The 20,655-nt window shown below is 68.4% G+C and carries 21 protein-coding genes and 1 tRNA gene; 6 read left to right on the top strand and 16 right to left on the bottom strand.

What is annotated here, in order from left to right; translation table 11 throughout:
- Positions 1-177: 177 nt before the first annotated feature.
- The 4 genes from A5771_RS13230 to A5771_RS13245 are packed head-to-tail and all read right to left on the bottom strand — an operon-like array spanning position 178 to position 4,160.
- Positions 178-1,128 carry a helix-turn-helix transcriptional regulator gene (locus A5771_RS13230; RefSeq protein WP_109401129.1) on the bottom strand — a complete coding sequence of 317 codons (951 nt, stop codon included), beginning with the start codon at positions 1,126-1,128 and terminating at the stop codon, positions 178-180.
- Positions 1,125-2,120 carry a helix-turn-helix transcriptional regulator gene (locus tag A5771_RS13235; RefSeq protein WP_064855677.1) on the bottom strand — a complete coding sequence of 332 codons (996 nt, stop codon included), beginning with the start codon at positions 2,118-2,120 and terminating at the stop codon, positions 1,125-1,127. Before A5771_RS13235 ends, A5771_RS13230 begins: the two co-directional genes overlap by 4 nt.
- Positions 2,121-2,137: 17 nt before the next feature.
- A complete protein-coding gene (gene pafA / locus A5771_RS13240) occupies positions 2,138-3,499 on the bottom strand; it encodes a Pup--protein ligase (protein WP_109401130.1) in 1,362 nt (453 codons plus the stop codon).
- A gap of 37 nt (positions 3,500-3,536) precedes the next feature.
- Positions 3,537-4,160, bottom strand: a complete 624-nt coding sequence (locus tag A5771_RS13245) for an ANTAR domain-containing response regulator (RefSeq protein ID WP_064855679.1) — start codon at positions 4,158-4,160, stop codon at positions 3,537-3,539.
- A gap of 73 nt (positions 4,161-4,233) precedes the next feature.
- On the opposite strand from A5771_RS13245, the gene A5771_RS13250 reads away from it, so the two are divergent.
- From A5771_RS13250 to A5771_RS13270, 5 genes are all read left to right on the top strand, one after another.
- Positions 4,234-4,310: transfer RNA gene (locus tag A5771_RS13250), tRNA-Leu, on the top strand.
- 148 nt (positions 4,311-4,458) lie between these two features.
- Positions 4,459-5,766: an adenylate/guanylate cyclase domain-containing protein gene (locus tag A5771_RS13255; RefSeq protein WP_207545444.1), complete on the top strand. Its 1,308-nt coding sequence runs from the start codon at positions 4,459-4,461 to the stop codon at positions 5,764-5,766.
- 63 nt (positions 5,767-5,829) lie between these two features.
- Positions 5,830-7,074, top strand: coding sequence for an alpha/beta hydrolase (locus tag A5771_RS13260; protein WP_064855680.1), 1,245 nt, complete (start codon positions 5,830-5,832; stop codon positions 7,072-7,074).
- A 34-nt stretch (positions 7,075-7,108) separates the two neighbouring features.
- Positions 7,109-7,717, top strand: coding sequence for an HdeD family acid-resistance protein (locus A5771_RS13265; RefSeq protein WP_064855721.1), 609 nt, complete (start codon positions 7,109-7,111; stop codon positions 7,715-7,717).
- Positions 7,718-7,814: 97 nt separating this feature from the next.
- Entirely contained in the window at positions 7,815-8,372 is a 558-nt protein-coding gene (locus A5771_RS13270) for a DUF4190 domain-containing protein (protein ID WP_064855681.1), read from the top strand.
- Between the two features lie 21 nt (positions 8,373-8,393).
- Here A5771_RS13270 and A5771_RS13275 read toward each other — a convergent pair whose 3' ends face one another.
- The 9 genes from A5771_RS13275 to A5771_RS13315 form a co-directional block, all read right to left on the bottom strand.
- Positions 8,394-9,272, bottom strand: coding sequence for an acyl-CoA thioesterase II (locus tag A5771_RS13275; protein ID WP_064855682.1), 879 nt, complete (start codon positions 9,270-9,272; stop codon positions 8,394-8,396).
- Positions 9,272-10,690, bottom strand: a complete 1,419-nt coding sequence (gene pyk, locus A5771_RS13280; protein ID WP_064855683.1) for a pyruvate kinase — start codon at positions 10,688-10,690, stop codon at positions 9,272-9,274. Before pyk ends, A5771_RS13275 begins: the two co-directional genes overlap by 1 nt.
- A gap of 101 nt (positions 10,691-10,791) precedes the next feature.
- Positions 10,792-11,178 (bottom strand): TM2 domain-containing protein, encoded by a 387-nt coding sequence (locus tag A5771_RS13285; protein WP_064855684.1) that lies wholly within the window; start codon positions 11,176-11,178, stop codon positions 10,792-10,794.
- A 45-nt stretch (positions 11,179-11,223) separates the two neighbouring features.
- A complete protein-coding gene (lgt, locus tag A5771_RS13290) occupies positions 11,224-12,651 on the bottom strand; it encodes a prolipoprotein diacylglyceryl transferase (RefSeq protein WP_064855685.1) in 1,428 nt (475 codons plus the stop codon).
- Positions 12,648-13,454: a tryptophan synthase subunit alpha gene (gene trpA, locus A5771_RS13295; protein WP_064855686.1), complete on the bottom strand. Its 807-nt coding sequence runs from the start codon at positions 13,452-13,454 to the stop codon at positions 12,648-12,650. The genes lgt and trpA overlap by 4 nt, the downstream gene beginning before the upstream one ends.
- Positions 13,451-14,716: a tryptophan synthase subunit beta gene (gene trpB / locus A5771_RS13300; protein WP_064855687.1), complete on the bottom strand. Its 1,266-nt coding sequence runs from the start codon at positions 14,714-14,716 to the stop codon at positions 13,451-13,453. The genes trpA and trpB overlap by 4 nt, the downstream gene beginning before the upstream one ends.
- Positions 14,717-15,535, bottom strand: a complete 819-nt coding sequence (trpC, locus tag A5771_RS13305; protein WP_064855688.1) for an indole-3-glycerol phosphate synthase TrpC — start codon at positions 15,533-15,535, stop codon at positions 14,717-14,719. It abuts the gene before it with no gap.
- 72 nt (positions 15,536-15,607) lie between these two features.
- Positions 15,608-16,267 carry a TIGR02234 family membrane protein gene (locus tag A5771_RS13310; protein WP_064855689.1) on the bottom strand — a complete coding sequence of 220 codons (660 nt, stop codon included), beginning with the start codon at positions 16,265-16,267 and terminating at the stop codon, positions 15,608-15,610.
- Positions 16,260-17,816, bottom strand: a complete 1,557-nt coding sequence (locus A5771_RS13315) for an anthranilate synthase component I (RefSeq protein WP_207545445.1) — start codon at positions 17,814-17,816, stop codon at positions 16,260-16,262. The genes A5771_RS13310 and A5771_RS13315 overlap by 8 nt, the downstream gene beginning before the upstream one ends.
- Before the next feature lie 26 nt (positions 17,817-17,842).
- Between A5771_RS13315 and A5771_RS13320 the strand changes: the two genes are divergently transcribed.
- On the top strand, positions 17,843-18,307 hold the full coding sequence (locus tag A5771_RS13320) for a peroxiredoxin (RefSeq protein ID WP_064855690.1): 465 nt from the start codon (positions 17,843-17,845) through the stop codon (positions 18,305-18,307).
- Here the strand turns inward: A5771_RS13320 and A5771_RS13325 are convergent.
- The 3 genes from A5771_RS13325 to hisI form a co-directional block, all read right to left on the bottom strand.
- Positions 18,304-19,386: a hypothetical protein gene (locus A5771_RS13325; RefSeq protein WP_234783047.1), complete on the bottom strand. Its 1,083-nt coding sequence runs from the start codon at positions 19,384-19,386 to the stop codon at positions 18,304-18,306. The genes A5771_RS13320 and A5771_RS13325 overlap by 4 nt on opposite strands.
- Before the next feature lie 122 nt (positions 19,387-19,508).
- On the bottom strand, positions 19,509-20,222 hold the full coding sequence (locus tag A5771_RS13330) for a hypothetical protein (RefSeq protein WP_064855692.1): 714 nt from the start codon (positions 20,220-20,222) through the stop codon (positions 19,509-19,511).
- Between the two features lie 36 nt (positions 20,223-20,258).
- Entirely contained in the window at positions 20,259-20,606 is a 348-nt protein-coding gene (hisI, locus tag A5771_RS13335) for a phosphoribosyl-AMP cyclohydrolase (protein WP_064855693.1), read from the bottom strand.
- Between the last annotated feature and the right edge of the window lie 49 nt (positions 20,607-20,655).

Consider the following 20,655-nt stretch of genomic DNA (forward strand, 5'->3'; position numbering starts at 1 on the left):
GCTCAGGAACCCGGCGGTTCAGCGAGGCTCGACGAAGGAGAGGCGAAGCTGGAACCGCCGCATCAACCCGGCGGTTCAGCGAGGCTCGACGAAGGAGAGCCGAAGCTGGGACCGCCGCATTAACCCGGCGGTTCAGCGAGGCTCGACGAAGGAGAGGCGCTCCGAGGTTGTAGGCGGTCATGAGCGCCCGTTCTCATAAGCGGCCAGGGCGGCCACCGCGGCGTCGCGCACGCCGGTTGCCAGCGACTCGGGCGCCACGACCTGCACCTCATCCCCCATTCCCAGCAGTAGCCGGGTCAACCACTCGTCGGACGCGTACGTCATCTCCGCCTCACGCCAACCGTCGGGCAATTCGCCAATCAGACGCATCGGGTAGTACTCGAACATCCACGCCGCCGAGGGTGCCACGCGCACGGTCGCGACCGGCATCGACGGGTCGGCGTCGAACAACGACGTGTCGGTTTCGGCCTGCCGCGCCGGTTCCGGCGGCGCGGACGGCTCGTCGAGCACCTCGGCGCCGTCGATGCGGTCGAAGCGGAACAGCCGCACGCCAGCGGATTCTCGACACCACGCCTCCAGGTAACTGTGGTTGGCGATCAGCACCACCCGGATCGGGTCGACGATCCGGTGCGAGGAGGTGTCGCGGGAGGCGGCGTAGTAGTCGATGGCCAGCGCACGATGGCGGCGCACAGCTTCGCGCACCACGTCAGCGGCCGGGTTGGCGTGGTCGGTCGCCTCGGATGCTTCCTGCACGGCGGTGCCGGCGGCGTTCTCGATCTTGGCGATCGCGCTGCGAGCGGCCCGGGGGTCGACGATGCCGGGCATGTCGACCAACGCCCGCAACGCCATCAGCATGGCGGTGGCCTCCGGCGAGGTCAGCCGCAGCGGCCGGTCCACGCCCGCGGATTCGTAGACGTCGATGCGGTCGTCGTAGAACGTCAGGTCGATCAGATCTCCGGGCCCGTAACCGGGCAATCCGCATACCGCCAACTGCTCGAGGTCGGTCTGCAGCTGGCTGAGGCTGACCCCGAGCTCGGCGGCGGCCTGCTCCTTGGTGATGCCCGGGCGCGCCAAGAAGTACGGCACCATGTTGAGCAGCCGCACCAGCCGCTTCGGAAGTTGGTTCACGCCGAGACCCCCCGAGCACAGGCGGTGAGCCTCGCAACCACGTCGTCGCGCAGTGAGGCCGGGTCCAGGACGACGGCGTCGGCCCCGTATCCGGCGATCTCGCGGGCCAGCCGGTCATGGGTGCCGATATCGACGCCGATGATGTCGCCGTCGCGGCCGGCCACCGACTCGCGGCCCAGCACCGTGCCGGTCCGGCGCAGCGCCACGGCGCGATCGTCGGCGACCCAGATGCGCGCCTGCAGACCGCTGGGCGCATCCCCCACCGCCGCCGCCACGATCTGGCGCAGATCGGCGGCCTCAGGCCGGGTGACGGCGCCCGGTGGCCCGATCGGGGTGACGTCGTCGGCGATCCGCGACATCCGGAAGGTGCGGACCGCGTCGCGGTCGCGGTCGTGGCCCACCAGATACCACCGGCCGCCGTGGGTGACCACCCCCCAGGGCTCCACGGTGCGGATGCTGTAGGGCGCCACCGGCGACGGGCGGTGGCCGAACTGCACGGTCTGCCCCGCCTGGACCGCGTCCGTCAGCGCCCTCAGCGCCGGCTCGGCGCGATGGATACCGGGCAGCGCCGCCGGCGGTGCCACCAGCACGTCGGCTCGATCCGCATCCACGTCGACCCCGGCGGCCTGCAGTTTGGCCACCGCGCCCTGGGCGTTGGCGCGCAGCTCCGGCGACTGCCACAGCTGCACGGCGACCGCGACCGCGGCCGCCTCCTCGCTGGTCAGCTCGATGGCGGGCAGCTTGTAGGCGTCCGGGTTGATGCGATAGCCCTCGACCGGGTCGAGACCCGAGACCTTGCCGGTCTCCAGCGGAATGCCCAGGTCACGCAGCTCGTTCTTGTCGCGTTCGAACATCCGCGAGAACGCGTCGAGGTTCTGGGTGCCGTCATAGCCGGCGACATTGGTGCGGATCTTCTCCGCGGTGAGGTAACCGCGCGTGGACAGCAACGCGATGACCAGGTTCAGGAGCCGTTCGACTTTGGCGGTCGCCATGAGAAGGAGGATAAGCGCTACATGCTGGCGATCAGCCGCTTGACCCGTTCGTCGACCGAGCGGAACGGGTCCTTGCACAACACGGTGCGCTGGGCCTGGTCGTTGAGCTTGAGGTGCACCCAGTCGACGGTGAAGTCACGACCGGCGGCCTGTGCGGCACTGATGAATTCGCCGCGCAGCTTGGCCCGGGTGGTCTGCGGCGGGGTGTCGACGGCCGCATCGACCTCTTCATCGGTGGTGACCCGGGCGGCCAAGCCCTTGCGCTGCAGCAGATCGAACACCCCGCGGCCCCGCTTGATGTCGTGGTAGGCCAGATCCAATTGCGCGATTTTGGGGTCGGAGAGCTCCATGTCGTAGCGATCCTGGTAGCGCTGGAACAGCTTTCGTTTGATCACCCAGTCGATCTCGGTGTCCACCTTGGCGAAGTCCTGGGATTCGACGGCATCGAGCTGGCGGCCCCACAGATCGATGACCTGCTCGAGTTGCGGGTTGCTGGCCGCGCGCGTCCGCACATACTCCACGGCCCGCCCGTAGTACTCGCGCTGGATGTCCAAGGCGCCGGCCTGGCGACCCCCGGCCAGGCGTACCGGCCGGCGACCGGTGACGTCGTGGCTGACCTCGCGGATCGCCCGGATCGGGTTGTCGAGAGAGAAGTCGCGGAAGGGCACCCCCGCCTCGATCATCTCCAGCACCAGCGACGCGCTGCCCACCTTGAGCAGGGTCGAGGTCTCGGACATGTTCGAGTCGCCGACGATGACGTGCAGCCGGCGGTACTTCTCGGCGTCGGCGTGCGGCTCGTCGCGGGTATTGATGATCGGGCGGGAGCGCGTGGTCGCGCTGGAGACGCCCTCCCAGATGTGCTCGGCGCGCTGCGACAGGCAGAAGGTTGCGGCCTTGGGGGTCTGCAGTATCTTGCCGGCGCCGCAGATCAGCTGGCGGGTCACCAGAAACGGCAGCAGCACGTCGGAGATCCGGGAGAACTCCCCGGCCCGCACGATCAAATAGTTCTCGTGGCAGCCGTAGGAGTTGCCGGCCGAGTCGGTGTTGTTCTTGAACAGGTAGATGTCGCCGCCGATGCCCTCATCGGCCAGCCGCTGTTCGGCGTCGATCAGCAGGTCCTCGAGCACCCGTTCGCCGGCCCGGTCGTGGGTGACCAGCTGAGTCAGGTTGTCGCATTCGGCGGTGGCGTACTCGGGATGACTGCCGACATCGAGGTACAACCGAGCGCCGTTGCGCAGGAACACATTCGAACTGCGGCCCCAGGACACCACCCGGCGGAACAGGTAGCGCGCCACCTCGTCGGGCGACAGCCGCCGGTGGCCGTGAAAGGTGCAGGTGACACCGAACTCGGTCTCGATGCCCATGATTCTGCGCTGCACGTCATCGAGCGTAGCCGTTGACCAACCGCAACGGTGGTCAGGCCGGGGGGTTCGCCGCCGTGTCGAGGGTTTCCAGTATCACGTCGGCCACCTGCCGCATCGTGGTCCGCTTGTCCATCGCCGCGCGCTGAATCCACTTGAACGCTTCGGGCTCGCTCAAGCCCTGCCTGGACTGCAGCAGGCCCTTGGCCCGTTCGATGACCTTGCGGGTCGCCAGCTGTTCCGACAGCGTGCTGACCTCGCGTTCCAGCGCGGTGATCTCCTCGGACCGGCTGACCGCCAGCTCGATGGCCGGGACCAGGTCGCCGGCGGTGAAGGGTTTGACCAGATAGGCCATCGCCCCCGCGTCGCGGGCCCGTTCCACCAGGTCGCGCTGGCTGAAGGCGGTGAGCATGACGATCGGCGCGATGCGTTTGGCGGCGATCTCGGAGGCGGCGTCGATGCCGTCGCGCCGCGGCATCTTCACGTCGAGGATCACCAGGTCCGGGCGCAGCAGTTCGGCCAGCTCCACGGCTTCCTGGCCGTCGCCTGCCTCCCCGACCACCTCGTAGCCCTCTTCCCGCAGCATTTCGGCGAGGTCGAGGCGGATCAGCGCCTCGTCCTCGGCGATCAGGACCCGGCGGGCAGGACGCGGGGCGCTCTGGGATGTCGACGCAGTCATCACCCCATTCTGTCGCGGTTGCCGGCGACGGCAACCCGGTGGGGCATCGTCTAGGGTAGGAAGCCGCGCAGAAGCCCTCGTATCCCAACTGGCAGAGGAAACGGATTCAAAACCCGTACAGTGTGAGTTCGAATCTCACCGAGGGCACCACGATCACCGCCGGTCAGCGCGGTGCATACATGATCACCGCGACGCCGGCCAGGCAGATCAGCGCAACCGAACGCAGCACCATGGCCGCCGACCGTAGCCGCCCGGTGAAACCGCCAACTGCGCTGCTCACGCGATTAGGCTGTCGATTGTGACCGTCAAGCGGTTCCTGGCCGTGCCGGCCGAGGCCCAGGGCTCCTACCGGCACTCGCACTGCATGCCGGCCCGCACCCGGCATTACGCGGCGCGGCTGTCGCAGCGGCTGCGGATCCTCAAGGTCTCCGCCGGGCTGGCCGCGATCATCAGCGCGGGGTTCGGACTTCTCGAGATCTGGGCCGACCCGACGTACTGGTGGATCGGTGCGCTCAACCTGATCGCCGCCGCCGCCTTTGTGCTGACGCCGCTGCTGTACCACTACGGCGAGCTGATTGCACCCTTGGCGTTCGTCGGCATCGCCTACCTGACGACCTTCGTCATCTGCTGGGTGGTCGGGACCGGCTCGGGAATCCAGTTCTACTTCCTGGCCGCGGCATCGATCAGCGTGCTCATCCTCGGCGTCGATCGGATCAAGCTGGCCGCTGTGGTGGCCGGCATCGGCGCGGCGCTGACCATCGCCCTGCAATTGCTGGTCCCCGCCCAGAACCTGGATCAGCCGGACTGGCTGCGCAACCTGTCCTTCGCCCTGGTGGTGGTCTCGGCGTGCTTCATGGTGGTGGCCACCATCTGGTACGCGCTGCGCGAGATCAGCCACGCCGAAGCGGCGATGGAAGCCGAGTACGAACGTTCCGAAGCGCTGCTGGCCAACATCCTGCCCACGGCTGTCGCCGACCGGCTGAAGAACCCGGCCGTGGACGTGATCGCCGACAGCTATCCGGACGCCTCGGTGCTGTTCGCCGACATCGCCGACTTCACCCGCCGGGCCAGCGAGACCGACCCCGGCCAGCTGGTCGAATTCCTCAACGAGTTCTACACCGGCCTCGACCGGCTCGTCGAGCGGCACGGGCTGGAGAAGATCAAGACCAGCGGCGACTCCTACATGGTGGTCAGCGGGGTCCCCAACGCCCGGCCCGATCACCTGCATGCGCTGGCGCGGCTAGCGCTCGATATCGCCGATACCATCGCCGAACTGCGCGATCCGCTGGGCCGTCCGGTGTCGCTGCGGATCGGTCTGGCCGCCGGCCCGGTCGTCGCCGGTGTGGTCGGAAACCGCCGCTTCTTCTACGACGTCTGGGGGGATGCGGTCAACCTCGCCTCACGGATGGAGTCGACCGGCACCCAGAACCGCATCCAGGTGCCGCAGGACGTCTACCAGCGGTTGAGCAGCGACTTCGTGTTCGAGGAGCGCGGTGACGTCGACGTCAAGGGCAAGGGCGTCATGCACACCTGGTTCCTGGTGGGTGCGCGCCCGCCGGCCTCGAGTGGTCCGGCGTCGCGATCACTGTCGGTGCCCGCGCGCTGACGGGGCGACTCGACCGGTTTCGGTAGGGTGCCGAAGGGTCGTCCCCCAACGCGAAGGAGCGCAATGACGAGGCTTCTGGCTGTGTTCGGCTCGCTCGCCGGACTCGCCACCACCCTCAATGGCTACCGCCCGCTGACCAAGCACGGCTACCCGTCGCTGTATGCGTTCGCGTTCGGCGTGTTCGCCTCGGAGCTTCCGTTGCAACTGATCGCCGGGCAGTCCGCGGCGTTGGTAGCGGTGTCGCGCCGGTTGTCGCCGCGGCTACGACGGTTCAGCTGGCTGGTGTCGGTGCTGTCCTGGCTGGGCCTGCTCGGGCTCAGCCATGCCGGGCGCACCGCCAACCGGCCGCTGACCGCGGCGTTGGACGCCGAACTCGGTGCGGGCCGGCGCACCGACGGCGCTGACCTCTGGAAGCGGCCGGACCCGGACGGCGAAATCGCGAAGGCACCCGGTCTGGTGCGCATGATGCGGGTCTACCGCGACTACGCCACCGATGCCGACATTCCCTACGGCGAATACGGCGGCCGCAACACCCTCGACGTGTGGCGTCACCGCGACCTGCCCCGCGACGGCCGCGCGCCGGTCCTGCTGCAGGTGCCGGGCGGCGCCTGGATGGTGGGAAGCAAACGCGGCCAAGCACATCCGCTGATGACTCACCTGGTGGAGCGGGGCTGGGTGTGCGTGTCGATCAACTACCGGCTCAGTCCGCGCTCCACCTGGCCCGATCACATCATCGACGTCAAGCGCGCCCTGGCCTGGACGAAAGCCCACATCGCCGACTACGGCGGCGACCCGGACTGGGTCGCGGTCACCGGCGGTTCGGCGGGCGGGCACCTGTGCGCGCTGACCGCCCTGACGGCAGGCGACCCCCGATTCCAGCCGGGTTTCGCCGACGCCGACACCAGCGTGCGGGCGGCGATCCCGTTCTACGGCATCTACGACTTCACCGGCGACACCGATCTGCACCCGCTGCTCACACCGGCGCTCAGCGCCTACGTGTTCAAGCAGAGCCGCCGCAAGTTCCCGGACACCTACCGCGACGCATCCCCGATGACGTACATCTCCGCTGACGCGCCACCGTTTTTCGTACTGCACGGGGTCAACGACTCACTGGTGCCGGTCGAGCAGGCCCGCGCTTTCACCGCCCGGCTGCGCGATGTCAGCACCAACCCGGTCGTCTACGCGGAAATGCCGGTGGCGCAGCACGCCTTCGACATCTTCGGCTCGCCCCGGGCAGCGCACACGGCGCTGGCCGTCGAGCAGTTCCTTGCCGAGATCTACAGTTCGCGGACCGCCCCGGCCGCCTGACGCGGTCGTCGATACCCCGGCCGCGACGCGACATCTGTGCCAGACTTCGGCCATGGAACCAACCCCTTCCAGCCTGCTGCCGCATCTGTGGAAGTCGACGCTGGTCTCCGGTGTTCTGGCGCTGGCCCTAGGCGTGCTGATCCTGGCCTGGCCGGGCCGAACCATCCTGGCGGCCGCCGTGCTGTTCGGCATCTATCTGGTGATCACCGGGGTCGCCCAGGTGATCGTCGCGTTCAGCCTGCCGGTCGTATCCGCGGGCGGGCGGGTGCTGCTGTTCCTCAGCGGTACCGCGTCGGTGATCCTGGCCGTGCTGTGTTTCCGGCATTTCCACTCCGACGAGGAAGCCCTCGCGGTGCTGCTGCTGGCCATCTGGATCGCGGTCGGCTTCATCTTCCGCGGGGTGGCCACCACCGTCGCCGGCATCAGTGACCCGGCGCTGCCGGGCCGGAGCTGGCAGATCTTCGTGGGCGTGATCAGCCTGCTGGCCGGGCTGGTGACGCTGGCGGCGCCGTTCACCTCGCTGTGGATCCTGGCGTTGGTGGTCGGCTGGTGGTTGATCGTCATCGGGATCGTCGAGATCATCACCGCCCTCAAGATTCGTAGCGCCTCCCGCGAGATCGACGCGGCGCTGTCGGGCAGCTAGCCGTCCGACAGCTTCGGGACCCGTCGGCGCCAACGCGGGTACCCTGAGTCCTAACCCGTTTGACACCTGTCTGAAGCTCTGATCTGGAGTCCGCGCAATGCCCGAATCGGGGATGCCCTCGCTGTCGCCTGAATCTCAACCGTCCTGGCCGCGGGCCGGCGGAGGCTATCCCCCGCCCGGCTACCCCTACCCCTACCCGGCGCCCGGGCAGTACCCCGGCTACCCCCCGCCCGGCCCCAGCGCGCCCCGGAACGGTATGGGCATCGCTGCCCTGGTGGTAGCCATCGCCGGAATCGTGACCGCGCTGTCGGTGATCGGCGGGGTGGTGCTGGGCATCGTCGCGATGGTGCTCGGGTTCCTTGGGCACAGCCGCGCCAAGCGCGGCGAAGCCGACAACGGCGGGGTCGCCATCGCCGGTATCGTCCTCGGTGCGCTGGCGGTGGTCGCCGGAATCGGCTGCATCTTCGTCTACGTCGGCATCTGGCGGACGGCGGGAGGCGGCGACTACGTGGACTGCATGACGAAGGCGGGTTCGGATGCCGCCGCCCAACAACAGTGCACCGACCGGTTCCGCGAGCACTTCGAGAACAAGTTCGGCACCGCCGAAGCACCCTTGGTCCAGGAATCGTCGGACTCGGCGCTGATGCCGGCCTAGCAGCCGGTCTCCGCCATCAGCTCAGCGGTTGGCGTTCGGGAAGTACTTCAAGACGCCTTCTTGGGTGACGGTGGCCAGCAGCTGACCGGCCCGGTCGAAGAAGTGCCCGGCACCCAGCCCGCGCGAATCGGCCGCCACCGGCGACGACGTCGCGTACAGCACCCAGTCATCGAAACGCACCGGCCGGTGAAGCCACAGGGTGTGGTTGGCGCTGGCCGCGAAGATCCGGTCGAATCCCCACGACAGCCCGTGGGTGGTGATGATCGAGTCCAGCACCGTGGTGTCCGACGAGTACACCATCAGTGCGGCGTGTAGCACCGGGTCCTCGGGCAACACGCCGTCGGCTTTCATCCAGACCCGATTGTGATCGAGCCGCCCGCCCTTGTCGCGCATCACCCAGGCCGGATCATTGGTGTACCGCCACTCGATCGGATGCGGTGCATTGACGAAATTGGGCACCACTTCCTCGTAGCCCTTGAGCACCTCGCGGACCCTGGGCAGCGTCTCCGGATCGGGGACCGCCGGCGCTGCCACGCCGTGCTCGAGCCCACGACCACCCGAGAGGTAGGACACCATCGCGGTGGCGACCAGGGTGTCGCCCTGTATCGCATCCACCCGCCGGTTGGCGAACCGGCGTTCGTCGCGCAGCCGGTGCACCCGGAACTCGATGTCGCGGGCCGGATCTCCGCCGTTGATGAAGTGGACCGACAATGCGCCGGGCGGCAGGTGCGCGGCGACAGTGCGGCTGGCGGCGACAAACGCCTGCGCCATGAGTTGTCCACCGAAGGTGCGCAGCGGGGTTTTGCTGGGATGCGATCCGACGAACACGTCGTCCCGGGTGGCCTTGAGGTCCAGTACGGCCAGCAGCTCCTCAAAGTCGGTGTTCGACTCGGCCGGCACTAGACGTCGTCCTCCCCGATCCGGTGCACGTGGATCAGGTTAGTCGAGCCCACGGTGCCCGGCGGGGCGCCCGCGACGACGATCACCAGGTCACCGCGGTGATAGCGGCCCAGATCCAGCAGCGCCTTGTCGACCTGACGGATCATCCCATCGGTCGACTGCATCTGCGGGACGATGAATGTCTCAGTGCCCCAAGTCATTGCGAGTTGGCTACGGACTTCGGGCAGCGCGGTGAACGCCAGCAACGGCAGCGGGGTGTGCAACCGGGCCAGCCGCCGGACGGTGTCACCGGACTGGGTGAAGGCCACCAGTGCCTTGGCGTCGAGTCGTTCACCGATCTCGCGAGCCGCATAGGAGATCACCCCGCGCTTGGTGCGCGGGACATGGCTCAACGGCGGTGCGGCGGTGGAATTCTCCTCCACGGCACACACGATCCTGCTCATCGTGCGCACCGCCTCCAGGGCGTACTTGCCCACGGCGGTCTCACCGGAAAGCATCACCGCGTCGGCGCCGTCGAGCACCGCGTTGGCCACATCGGACGCCTCGGCCCGGGTCGGCCGGAAGTTCTCGATCATCGATTCGAGCATCTGGGTCGCGACGATCACCGGCCGGGCGTTCTCCCGCGCAACCTGGATGGCGCGCTTCTGCACCAACGGCACCTCTTCGAGCGCGAGCTCCACCCCCAGGTCACCGCGCGCGACCATCACCGCGTCGAACGCCAGCACCACGGCTTCCAGGTCCTCGATCGCCTCGGGCTTCTCCAGTTTGGCGATCACCGGAACCCGGCGCCCGACCCGGTCCATCACCTCGTGCACCAACTCGACATCCGACGGCGAGCGCACGAACGACAGCGCCACCATGTCGACGCCGAGGTTCAGGGCGAATTCCAGGTCCTCGATGTCCTTTTCCGACAGGGCGGGCGCCGAGACCTTCATACCCGGCAGGGACATGCCCTTGTGGTTGCTGACCGGGCCGCCCTCGGTGACCGTGCACACCACGTCCAAGCCGTCGATGTGTTCTACGACGAGGCCGACCTTGCCGTCGTCGACCAAGACCCGGTCACCGGGCGCGGCGTCGGCGGCCAACTGCTTATAGGTGGTGGATACCCGGTCGTGGTCGCCGGGGTAGTCGGCGACGGTGATCCGCACGGTCTCACCGGTCGCCCAATAAGCCGAGCCGTCGGTGAAACGTCCCAGCCGGATCTTGGGCCCCTGCAGATCGGCGAGCACGCCGACCGCCCGCCCGGTCGCGTCCGAGGCGATGCGCACCCATTCGTAGGAGGCTTGGTGGTCTTCATGGTCGCCGTGGCTGAAGTTCAGACGGGCCACATCCATGCCCGCGTCGACCAATGCCCTGACCATCTCCGCGGAGTGGGTCGCCGGTCCCAGAGTGCAGACGATCTTGCCGCGTCTATTCACGCCGTCAGCATAGTCGGGCCGGCTGAGCCGCCATCCTCAGGAATGGTTGGCGCCAGCCGTAACCCGGCTGTTACGCAGCATGATCACGCATGCTATAGCACCTAGCGCAGCGGACGGCCCTGCGCGTCGTGAACCCGACCGCTCAGGATCAGGATCGCATCCACGATGCCCCAGATGAGCGGAACCGCACCGCCGACCCCCCACGTCACGATCGTGATGAAGATGCCGGCCAGCAACTGCGCGATCCCGAATCCGGTCTGGCCGAGGTAGATCCGCCCGAACCCGAGCAGCCCGAACACGCCGAGCAGTTGCAGCAGAGCCGCGGGGACCTTCGACTTGTCCGAGTACGGCTGTCCGGTCATCGGATGATGACCGTGCGGTGCCCACGGATCGGGTTGGCCCGGATACGGTGGCGGGTAAGGCGAGGCCTGCTGGTAAGGCTGCCACTTGCCCTCCGGCCCGGTAGGAGGCCACGACGGATCGGTCATCTCCGCAGCATGCCAGAAAACGCGAATCCGCGGCCCGGGCTGATATCAGCGCTGTTCAGCGTCCTCGTCGGTGGACGTCTCGGGTTCGGTGTCGGTTTCAGCGCCCTCGTCGGCAGCGACCTCTGGTTCAGGCTCGGCGTCCTCGGATTCTTCGTCCGGGTCGGCTAACGCTTCGGGGTCCTCGCCTTCCTCCGACCCCTCGGCCTCCGGCTCGGGGTCTTCGGCCTCGGTGGCGTCGTCAGATTCATCGGCCGCGGTGGCGTCGTCAGCCTCCTGGACCACGTCGTCCGTTTCGGCGGCGTCGTCAGCGGCAACGTCGTCATCCTCGACAACGGCGGCATCGTCGACGTGCTCGACGTCCTCGGCGTCTTCAGGGGTCTCGGTGTCCTCATCGGGCTCGGCCGCAGTGGCGTCGTCGACGTCGTCGGCCTCGTCAGCCCCTTCGTCCGCGTCTTGGTCCTCATCGGTTTCGCCTTCGCCGGTCAGTCTTTTCGGCACTCGGACCACCGATCCGACGCCGTTTGCGGTGCCGACTGCCACCAACTCCTCTTCGGCTTCCGGCTCCGGCTCGGTCACCGCCTGCTGCCCGGATCCCTGCTGCTCCCAAGCGCGACGGATGACGTCCGGATCCTCACGACCCTTGGTGGCCAGCAGGATGTAGACCACCGCGCCGATGAACACGAAGGTCGAGGTGAACGAGTTGACCCGGATACCGGCGATGTGGGTGGCCGCATCATCGCGCAGCAATTCGATGCCGAAGCGCCCGATGCAGTAACCGGCGACATACAGCGCGAACAGCCGGCCGTGCCCCATCCGGAACCGCCGGTCGGCGTAGATCAGCACCGCGAATACCACGAGGTTCCAGAGCAATTCGTAGAGGAACGTCGGCTGGACGATCTTGTACAGTTCCCCGGTCGACACGCCGTCGAGCAGGTGCGGATCGCGTACCCCGGCAGCATCCTCACGCCAGAAGATCTCCAGCCCCCACGGCAGCGTCGTCTCCCGGCCGTAGAGCTCCTGATTGAAGTAGTTACCGATGCGCCCGATCGCCTGCGCCAACACGATGCCGGGTGCGACCGCGTCGCCGAAGGCCGGCAGCGGGATCCCGCGACGGCGGCAGCCGATCCACGCGCCGACACCGCCGAGCGCCACCGCACCCCAGATGCCCAGACCGCCGTCCCAGATACGTACCGTGGCCTCCCATCCGACGCCGCCCTCACCGAAGTAGGTCCGCCAGTCCGTCATCAGGTGATACAGCCGCCCACCGATCAACCCGAACGGCACCGCCCACAGCGCAATGTCATAGATGACCCCCGGCTCGCCGCCGCGGGCCCGCCACCGGCGGTCCCCGATCAGCAGCGCCGCGACGATCCCGACGATGATGCACAGTGCATAGGCCCGGATGGGGACCGGGCCCAGATGCCAGACACCGCGCGCCGGACTGGGAAAGTAGGTCAGCCAGTTCAACGTCATCCGTGCGAAACCCTCTGACGCACACCAGCAGCGAGTTCTTCGGTCAAGGACCGCAGCGCGGGCAGGCTGTCGGTGAGTGCGGTGACCAGTGCCGACCCCACGATGACGCCGTCGGCGTAGGCGCCGATCTCGGCGGCCTGCGCCCCGGACCGCACTCCCAATCCCACCCCGACGGGAATGTCGGAGGCCTCCCGAACGCGGCGCACCAGTTCCGGTGCGGCGTTCGACACCGTGTCGCGAGCACCGGTGACGCCCATGGTCGAAGCGGCGTAGACGAATCCGCTTGAAGCGTGTGCGGTCTCGGCAAGGCGCTGCGGTGTCGACGACGGTGCCACCAGGAAGATCCGGTCCAGCCGGTGCTGCTCGGACGCGGCCATCCAGTCGTCGGCCTCGTCGATGATCAAGTCGGGGGTGATCAACCCGAGGCCACCGGCCGAAGCGAGATCACGGGCGAATGCGTCGACCCCGTAGCGCAGCACCGGGTTCCAGTAGGTCATTACCACCGCGCGGCCACCGGCGCGGGTGATCGCCTCGACCACGGTCAGGGTGTCACGCACCCGGACACCGCCCCGCAGGGCGGCCTCGGCGGCCCCCGCCACGGTCGGTCCGTCCATTCCCGGATCGGAGTACGGCACGCCGACTTCGACGAGGTCGCACCCCGCCTCGACCAGCGTGGTCATCGCGGCGATGGAGCCGGCCACGTCCGGATAGCCGGTCGGTAAGTAGCCGATCAGGGCGGCGCGGCCCTCCTCCCGGCACCCGGCGAACAGCGAGGCCAGCCGGTCGCCGGCGTGACCGCTCATTGCGGGCCGCCGTCGTCGAGCAGGCCGAACCACTTGGCGGCGGTCTCGACGTCCTTGTCGCCGCGCCCGGACAGGTTCACCACGATGATTTTGCCCGGGCCCAGCTCGGCGGCCAGCTGCAGCGCGCCGGCCACCGCGTGCGCGGATTCGATCGCCGGGATGATTCCCTCAGTGCGGCAAAGTATTCCGAACGCCGCCATCGCCTCGGTGTCGGTGATCGGCCGGTACTCGGCTCGCCCCGTCTCGCGCAGCCAGGCGTGCTCCGGGCCGACGCCGGGGTAGTCCAGCCCCGCCGAGATCGAATGGGATTCGATGGTCTGACCGTCGTCGTCTTGCAGCAGGTAGGAGAACGACCCCTGGAACGCCCCCGGGGATCCGCCGGTGAACGTCGCGGCGTGCCGGCCGGTGGCCACGCCGTCGCCGCCGGCTTCGTAGCCGATCAGCCGCACCGCCGGGTCGTCGAGGAACGCGTGGAAGATGCCGATGGCGTTCGATCCACCGCCGACGCAGGCCACCACGGCATCGGGCAGCCGGCCCGCCATCTGCTGAATCTGCGTGCGGGTCTCCAGGCCGACGATCCGCTGGAAGTCGCGCACCATGGTCGGAAACGGGTGCGGCCCGGCGGCGGTGCCGAAGCAGTAGTAGGTGCGATCGGCGTTGGTCACCCAGTCCCGGAACGCCTCGTTGATGGCGTCCTTCAAGGTCTGCGAGCCCGACTCCACCGAGACCACCTCAGCGCCCAGCAACCGCATCCGGGCCACGTTGAGCGCTTGGCGGCGGGTGTCGACGGCGCCCATGTAGATCACGCACTCCAGCCCCAGCAGGGCGCAGGCGGTGGCGGTGGCCACCCCGTGCTGGCCGGCGCCGGTCTCGGCGATCACCCGGGTCTTGCCCATGCGCCGGGCCAGCAGCGCTTGGCCGAGCACGTTGTTGATCTTGTGCGAGCCGGTGTGGTTCAGATCCTCGCGTTTGAGGAAGATGCGTGCCCCGCCGGCGTGGGCGGAGAGGCGTTCGGCCTCATACAGAGGTGAGGGCCGGCCGGTGTAGTGCGTCTGCAGCTTGTCGAGGGTGTCGAGGAACTCGCGGTCATTGCGCACCTTGTCGTAGGCGGCGGTGACTTCTTCGATGACCGCCATCAACGCCTCGGCGACGTAGCGGCCGCCGTAGGCGCCGAAGTGCCCGCGGGCGTCGGGGTCGTGCCGGCTCGGTTCGGCCACTCCGGCGCTGGCGCGCGGAAGAGGAGGCTGGGCGGTGTCCGACATCTAGCGGGTCGACTTCGGGCAGGACGGATGCTTACCCGCACTGACCAAATCGGCAACGGCCGCCCGCGGGTCGCCGCTGGTGACCAGTCCCTCACCGACCAGAACGGCGTCCGCGCCGGCGCCGGCGTAGGCCAGCAGGTCCGCGGTGCCGCGAACTCCGGACTCGGCGATCTTGACCACCTCGGTGGGCAGGCCCGGCGCGATCCGCGCGAAGCAGTCCCGGTCGACCTTCAGCGTGTGCAGGTCGCGGGCGTTGACCCCGATCACCTTCGCGCCGGCGGTCAGGGCCCGGTCGGCCTCTTCCTCGGTGTGCACCTCCACCAGGGCGGTCATCCCGAGGGACTCGGTGCGGTCGAGCATCGAGACCAGCGCCTGCTGTTCGAGCGCCGCCACGATCAGCAACAGCATGTCCGCGCCGTGAGCGCGTGCTTCGTGAATCTGGTAGGGCCGCACGATGAAATCCTTGCGCAGCACCGGCACCGACACCGCGGCGCGCACCGCGTCCAGGTCGGCCAGCGAGCCGTTGAACCGGCGCTGTTCGGTCAGCACACTGATCGCGCGGGCACCGCCTTCGGCGTAGGCGCAGGCCAGTTCGGCCGGGTCGGCGATGGGGGCCAGTTGGCCCTTCGACGGGCTGGCCCGCTTGACCTCGGCGATCACCGCGATGCCGGGCTCTCGCAGTGCCGCCATGACGTCCCGCGGGGCGGGCATGGCCTCGGCTGCCGCCTTGACTTGCGCCAGGCTGACGACGGCCTCCCGGGCGGCAACGTCGGCGCAGACTCCCTCGATGATGGAGTCGAGCACGGTTGCCGAACTCATGTCTGCCGGTTCCTCTCGCACGTTCCGTCGAAGACCTTCATCGAAGGGTAGCTACCGTCACCACCCGCGATGTCACCGGCCCTCGGCGGCCGGGCCGGACGCGTCATCGGGTGGATCACTGGTGGGGTCAGAGCCCTCGTCAAGCGCATCCCACATCGACCGTTCCGACATCTCCTGGCCCTCAGCGCCACCGGCGCGGCCCCGGACAGCTTCCCGGCGCGCCGCCGGCGCCGCATATTTCGCGTCACCGCCGGAGCCGTGCGCGGCCGCGCGCATCAGCAGCACGGCAGCGGCCAGCACGCACAACGCGGCCAGCAGGCTCAACACCGCACCGGTCAGCCGGCGATCGGTCCCCAGCAGCGAGGTCAGCGGGATCTCGGCGATGTCGAGGGCACGCAGCGCGATGTCGCGCACCACCCACATGCTCACGCCCAGATACCCCGCGGCCAGGCTCACCGCGGCCATCAGCACCGCCAGCGCCCGCAGCGGCCAGCCCCGCACCGCCACCGCGGCGACGGCGGCGGCCAGGCACACCCATGCCAGCGGCATCAGCGCCGTCGACCACGACGCGCCGGTGACCGCGACCTCCTTGGGCTGTCCCAGCCCGTCGAACGAGCGGATCAGCACCCAGGACAGCCGGGAGGCGCCCCACAGGCCGCCGGCGGCCAGCACCAGCAGCAGTTGCGCTACCCGCAGCGCGACGGTGGCGCGACGAGCCCGGCCCTCAGCCATCGGCCCCGGGCGCGGTGAGGGTTTCGGCGGCGGCGATCGCAGCCAGCACCGCGCGAGCCTTGTTCGATGCCTCGGTGTACTCATAGGGGCCGTTGGAGTCGGCCACCACCCCGCCGCCGGCCTGCACGTAGGCGGTGCCGCCGGCGAGCAGGGCAGTGCGGATCGCGATCGCGAAGTCGGCGTTGCCGGCGAAATCCAGATAGCCGACGACGCCGCCGTACAGGCCGCGTCGGGTCTTCTCGACCTCCTCGATCAGCTCCATCGCGCGGACCTTGGGTGCCCCGGACAGGGTGCCGGCCGGGAAGCACGCGGTCACCGCGTCCAGTGCGGTGCGGTTCTCGGCGAGCAAGCCGGTGACCGTGGACACCAGGTGCATGACGTGGCTGTAGCGCTCGATGTGGCTGTAGTCGGACACCCGCACCGTGCCCGGAACACAGACCCGGCCCAAGTCGTTGCGGCCGAGGTCGACGAGCATCAGGTGCTCGGCGCGCTCCTTGTCGTCATTGAGCAGGTCCTTCTCCAGCAGCAGGTCTTCCTCGTCGGTCGCACCGCGCCACCGGGTTCCGGCGATCGGGTGGGTGGTCGCGCGACCGTCCTGGACCGTCACCAACGCCTCGGGGCTGGAGCCGACGATCGAAAATGCCAGTCCCCCATCGTCATCGGGGACCTGCAGCAGATACATGTACGGGCTCGGATTGGACACCCGCAGCATCCGGTAGACATCAATGGGGTCGACCGCGGTGTCCATCTCGAAACGCTGCGACGGCACCACCTGAAACGCCTCGCCGGCCTCGATCTCCCCGACCAGCCGCTCGACGATCGCCCCGTACTCCTCGGCGGTGCGCTGCCGTCGGTAGACCGGCTCGGGGCGCTCGAAGATCGCCACACTGGACTCCAGCGGCTGACTCAGCGCCGCGGTCATCACATCGAGGCGGGCGATCGCGTCGTCATAGGCCTCGTCGACCCGCTCGTCGGTGCCGTTCCAGTTGACCGCGTTGGCGATCAGGGTGATGGTGCCCTCGTGGTGGTCGACGGCGGCCATGTCGGTGGCCAGCAGCAGCAGCATGTCGGGCAACCGCAGATCGTCGACGGCCAGCTCGGGAAGCCGCTCCAACCGGCGCACCATGTCGTAGGCGAAGAACCCCACCAGGCCGCTCGACAGCGGCGGCAGACCGGGCAGATGGGCCGTTTCCAGCACCGCCAGAGTCTCGCGCAGGGCTTCCAGCGGGTCGCCGCCGGTGGGGGCGTCCTGCGGGGCCGCGCCCAGCCACGCCGCTTCGCCGTCGCGCACCGTCAGCGCCGAGGAGGTTCCGGCACCGATGAACGACCACCGCGACCAGGACCGCCCGTTCTCGGCCGACTCCAGCAAGAAGGTGCCGGGCCGGTTGGCGGCCAGCTTGCGGTAGGCCGACAGCGGCGTCTCGGCGTCGGCGAGCACCTTGCGGGTCACCGGGACCACCCGGTGCTCGGCAGCCAGGGCCCGGAAATCCTCCCGCGATGCGGTGCCGGCGTGGGTCGTTTGCACCCGCCCATCTTCCCAGACCCCCATGTGGAGTCAGGAGTAGCCTTGCGGCCATGAAAACAGGCGACACCGTGGCCGATTTCGAACTGCCCGACCAGACCGGAACACCGCGCAAGCTCAGCGCCCTGCTGGCCGACGGGCCGGTGGTGCTGTTCTTCTATCCGGCGGCGATGACGCCGGGCTGCACCAAGGAGGCTTGCCACTTCCGTGACCTGGCCGCCGAGTTCGCCGCGGTCGGGGCACAGCGGGTCGGTATCAGCACCGATCCGGTGGCCAAGCAGGCCAAGTTCGCCGACCAGGAGGGTTTCGACTACCCGCTGCTGTCCGACACCGACGGCGCGGTGGCCGCCCAGTTCGGGGTCAAACGCGGGTTGCTCGGCAAGTTGATGCCGGTCAAGCGCACCACCTTCGTCATCGACACCGACCGCAAGGTGCTCGATGTGATCGCCAGCGAGTTCTCCATGGACACCCACGCCGACAAGGCGCTGGAGGCGCTGCGGGCACGCTCCTCGGCCTAAGCCTCGGCGGCGTCTTCCTCTGCCGCGTCTTCCTGGGCGGGAGCGTCCTCGGCCACCTGGCGGCTGTCGCCGACGGCGGTGTCGATCCAGTTCCGGATCTCGTTGAGGTGGGTGACGATCCCGGCGCGCTCCCGCACCAATAGATCGACTTCGGCCTGGGTGCGCTCGGTGAGCAGCTTGGACTCGCGTTTGGTGGTGCTGATCAGCGTGGAGGCCTCCAGGCGGGCTTCCTTATCGAGCTTGGCGATGTTCGCCTCGGCCTGCTCCCAGGCCGCCTGCATCTTCTGGTCCAGCCGGCGCTGCGCCTCGCGGCGGTTGCGCTCGTCCTCCTCCCAGGCCAGCTTGATCTGCTCATCGAGCGCTTCCTGCGCCGCCCGGCGGTTGCGCTCGTCTTCCTCGGCGAGGCGCTGGTAGACCTCGCGACGGCTGCGTTCGGCGTCCTCGATCTCCTGCGCGATCCGGCTGCGTTCCTCATGGGCGATCTGCAGGATCTCCTCCGCTTCGGCCGTCGCGGTTTCGAGGATTTTCGCCCGGCGCACATTGGTGGACGCCTGGAACTCCGCCAGCGCCTCACTGGCGGCGGACCGGTCCTGGCGGGCGGCCTCCAACTGCTCGCGCAGTTCTGCGGTCAGTGCCTCCGCGTCCTGGCGGGCCAGTTCCTTGGTGCGCCGCGCTTCCTCGGAGGCGATCCGCATCATCCGCGCGATCCGATCCGACATGCCCTCCACGGAATCGACCGGACCGGTGACCTGCTCGAATTGGGACCGCAGTTCGGCCAGCTCAGCGGTCAGGCGCTGACGCTCGGAATCAGCCTCGGCGGTCATCCGCACAATGTCGTTTTGCAATCGCGTGACCTCGGCGGTCAGTTGTTCGCGATCAAATCGCGTCTGCGCCTTGACCGCGTCGAGAGATTTCGTTCGATCCTGCAGGATCTCGATTTCATGATGCAGGCGCGCGATGTAGTCGGACACCTCATTGCGGTCGAAACCGCGCATCTGCGTTTCGAATTCCGGAATCTCTAGGGCCACCGATTTACTCCTAGCACCTGACTGGTTCGGTCTGCGGGTTTCGGGGGGCAACCAGCTGCTCGACTGAGTTGGCTTGTGCGCGAGGCCAAATGGACCGGCCAGTTGCCGTGCGACGCAGCGTACCAGACCTGTGTGGGCGTGTCACCGGCTCGCATTAACAGGGCTGACATAAGTCAGCGTGGACGATTTTCGCGAAACCAGGACTCTTTGGCCGGGGCGAGGGATTCACGTTTCACCCCGGTGGTCGAACGCTGAATCTGATTGACAATTTTCGCGCGGGCATCCATGAGCTCGGTCAACCGAAGCTGCGCATCGGCGACATGCGTAGTGATCGCGTTGTTCATCTCGGTCAATATCTCCGAGGCGTGGTTCTCGGCTTCCTTCATGATCTCCGCGGCGCTCATCACGGCCTGCCGCCGCAATTGGGCGGCATGAACCCGAAGTTGCTTGTGCTGGGTCTCCAGCTCGGCGCGCAGTTCGGCCGCCTCTCGGCGCTGGGCCTCGGCGTCATCGAGAATCGCCCCGGCTTCCTTTTCGGCGGCACTGCGTAATTCGTCGGCGAATCGCTGCGCCTCCGCCCGGATGTCCTCGGCTTCGGCCATGGCGCCGTTGAGAATTCCGGAGAGCCGATCACTGAGGTCCACGATGTCACCGGGGATGGCCGACGCCAACTCGTTGAACTGCACGGACGTCGACTCCAGGGTCGCCTGCGATTCGCTCAGCTGCTTGGTGAGCGCGATGATCCGTGCTCCCGCGCGTGGCAGGTGCGCCTCGCTGTCGCTGACCGTGCCCCGGGCATAGTGGGAGTCGATCTGCTGGGAAACCCGCTCCAGCTCCAAACCCGGGTAGTCCAACGGGTACGAGTCGTCCGGTTCGTCGGAGTTCACAGTCGGCCAGCATACCGCTCGGGTCCCGTCAGGGAGTCAATCCGCGGGAGGCAGCAACACGTCGGAGTCGAAGCAACTGTGGTCGCCGGTGTGGCAGGCCCCGCCGGTCTGATCGACCTCCAGCAGCACGGTGTCACCGTCGCAGTCCAACCGCACCGAGTGGACGTGCTGGGTGTGTCCGGACGTCGCGCCCTTGACCCACTGCTGCCCCCGCGAGCGCGAAAAGTACGTCGCCTCACGGGTTTCCAGGGTGCGCGCCAAGGCGTCGTCATCCATCCAGGCGACCATCAGCACGTCGCCGCTGCTCCGCTCCTGAGCGACCGCAGCGATCAAGCCGTCGGCGTTGCGTTTGAGCCGGGCCGCAATCACCGGATCGAGTGTCATTGGCGGCACTCCTCCTCATCGCTCCGCAAGGTCCGTCCCCCTCGCCGCT

This window comes from Mycolicibacter sinensis (genome assembly GCF_001667375.1).
Classification (GTDB): domain Bacteria; phylum Actinomycetota; class Actinomycetes; order Mycobacteriales; family Mycobacteriaceae; genus Mycobacterium; species Mycobacterium sinense_A.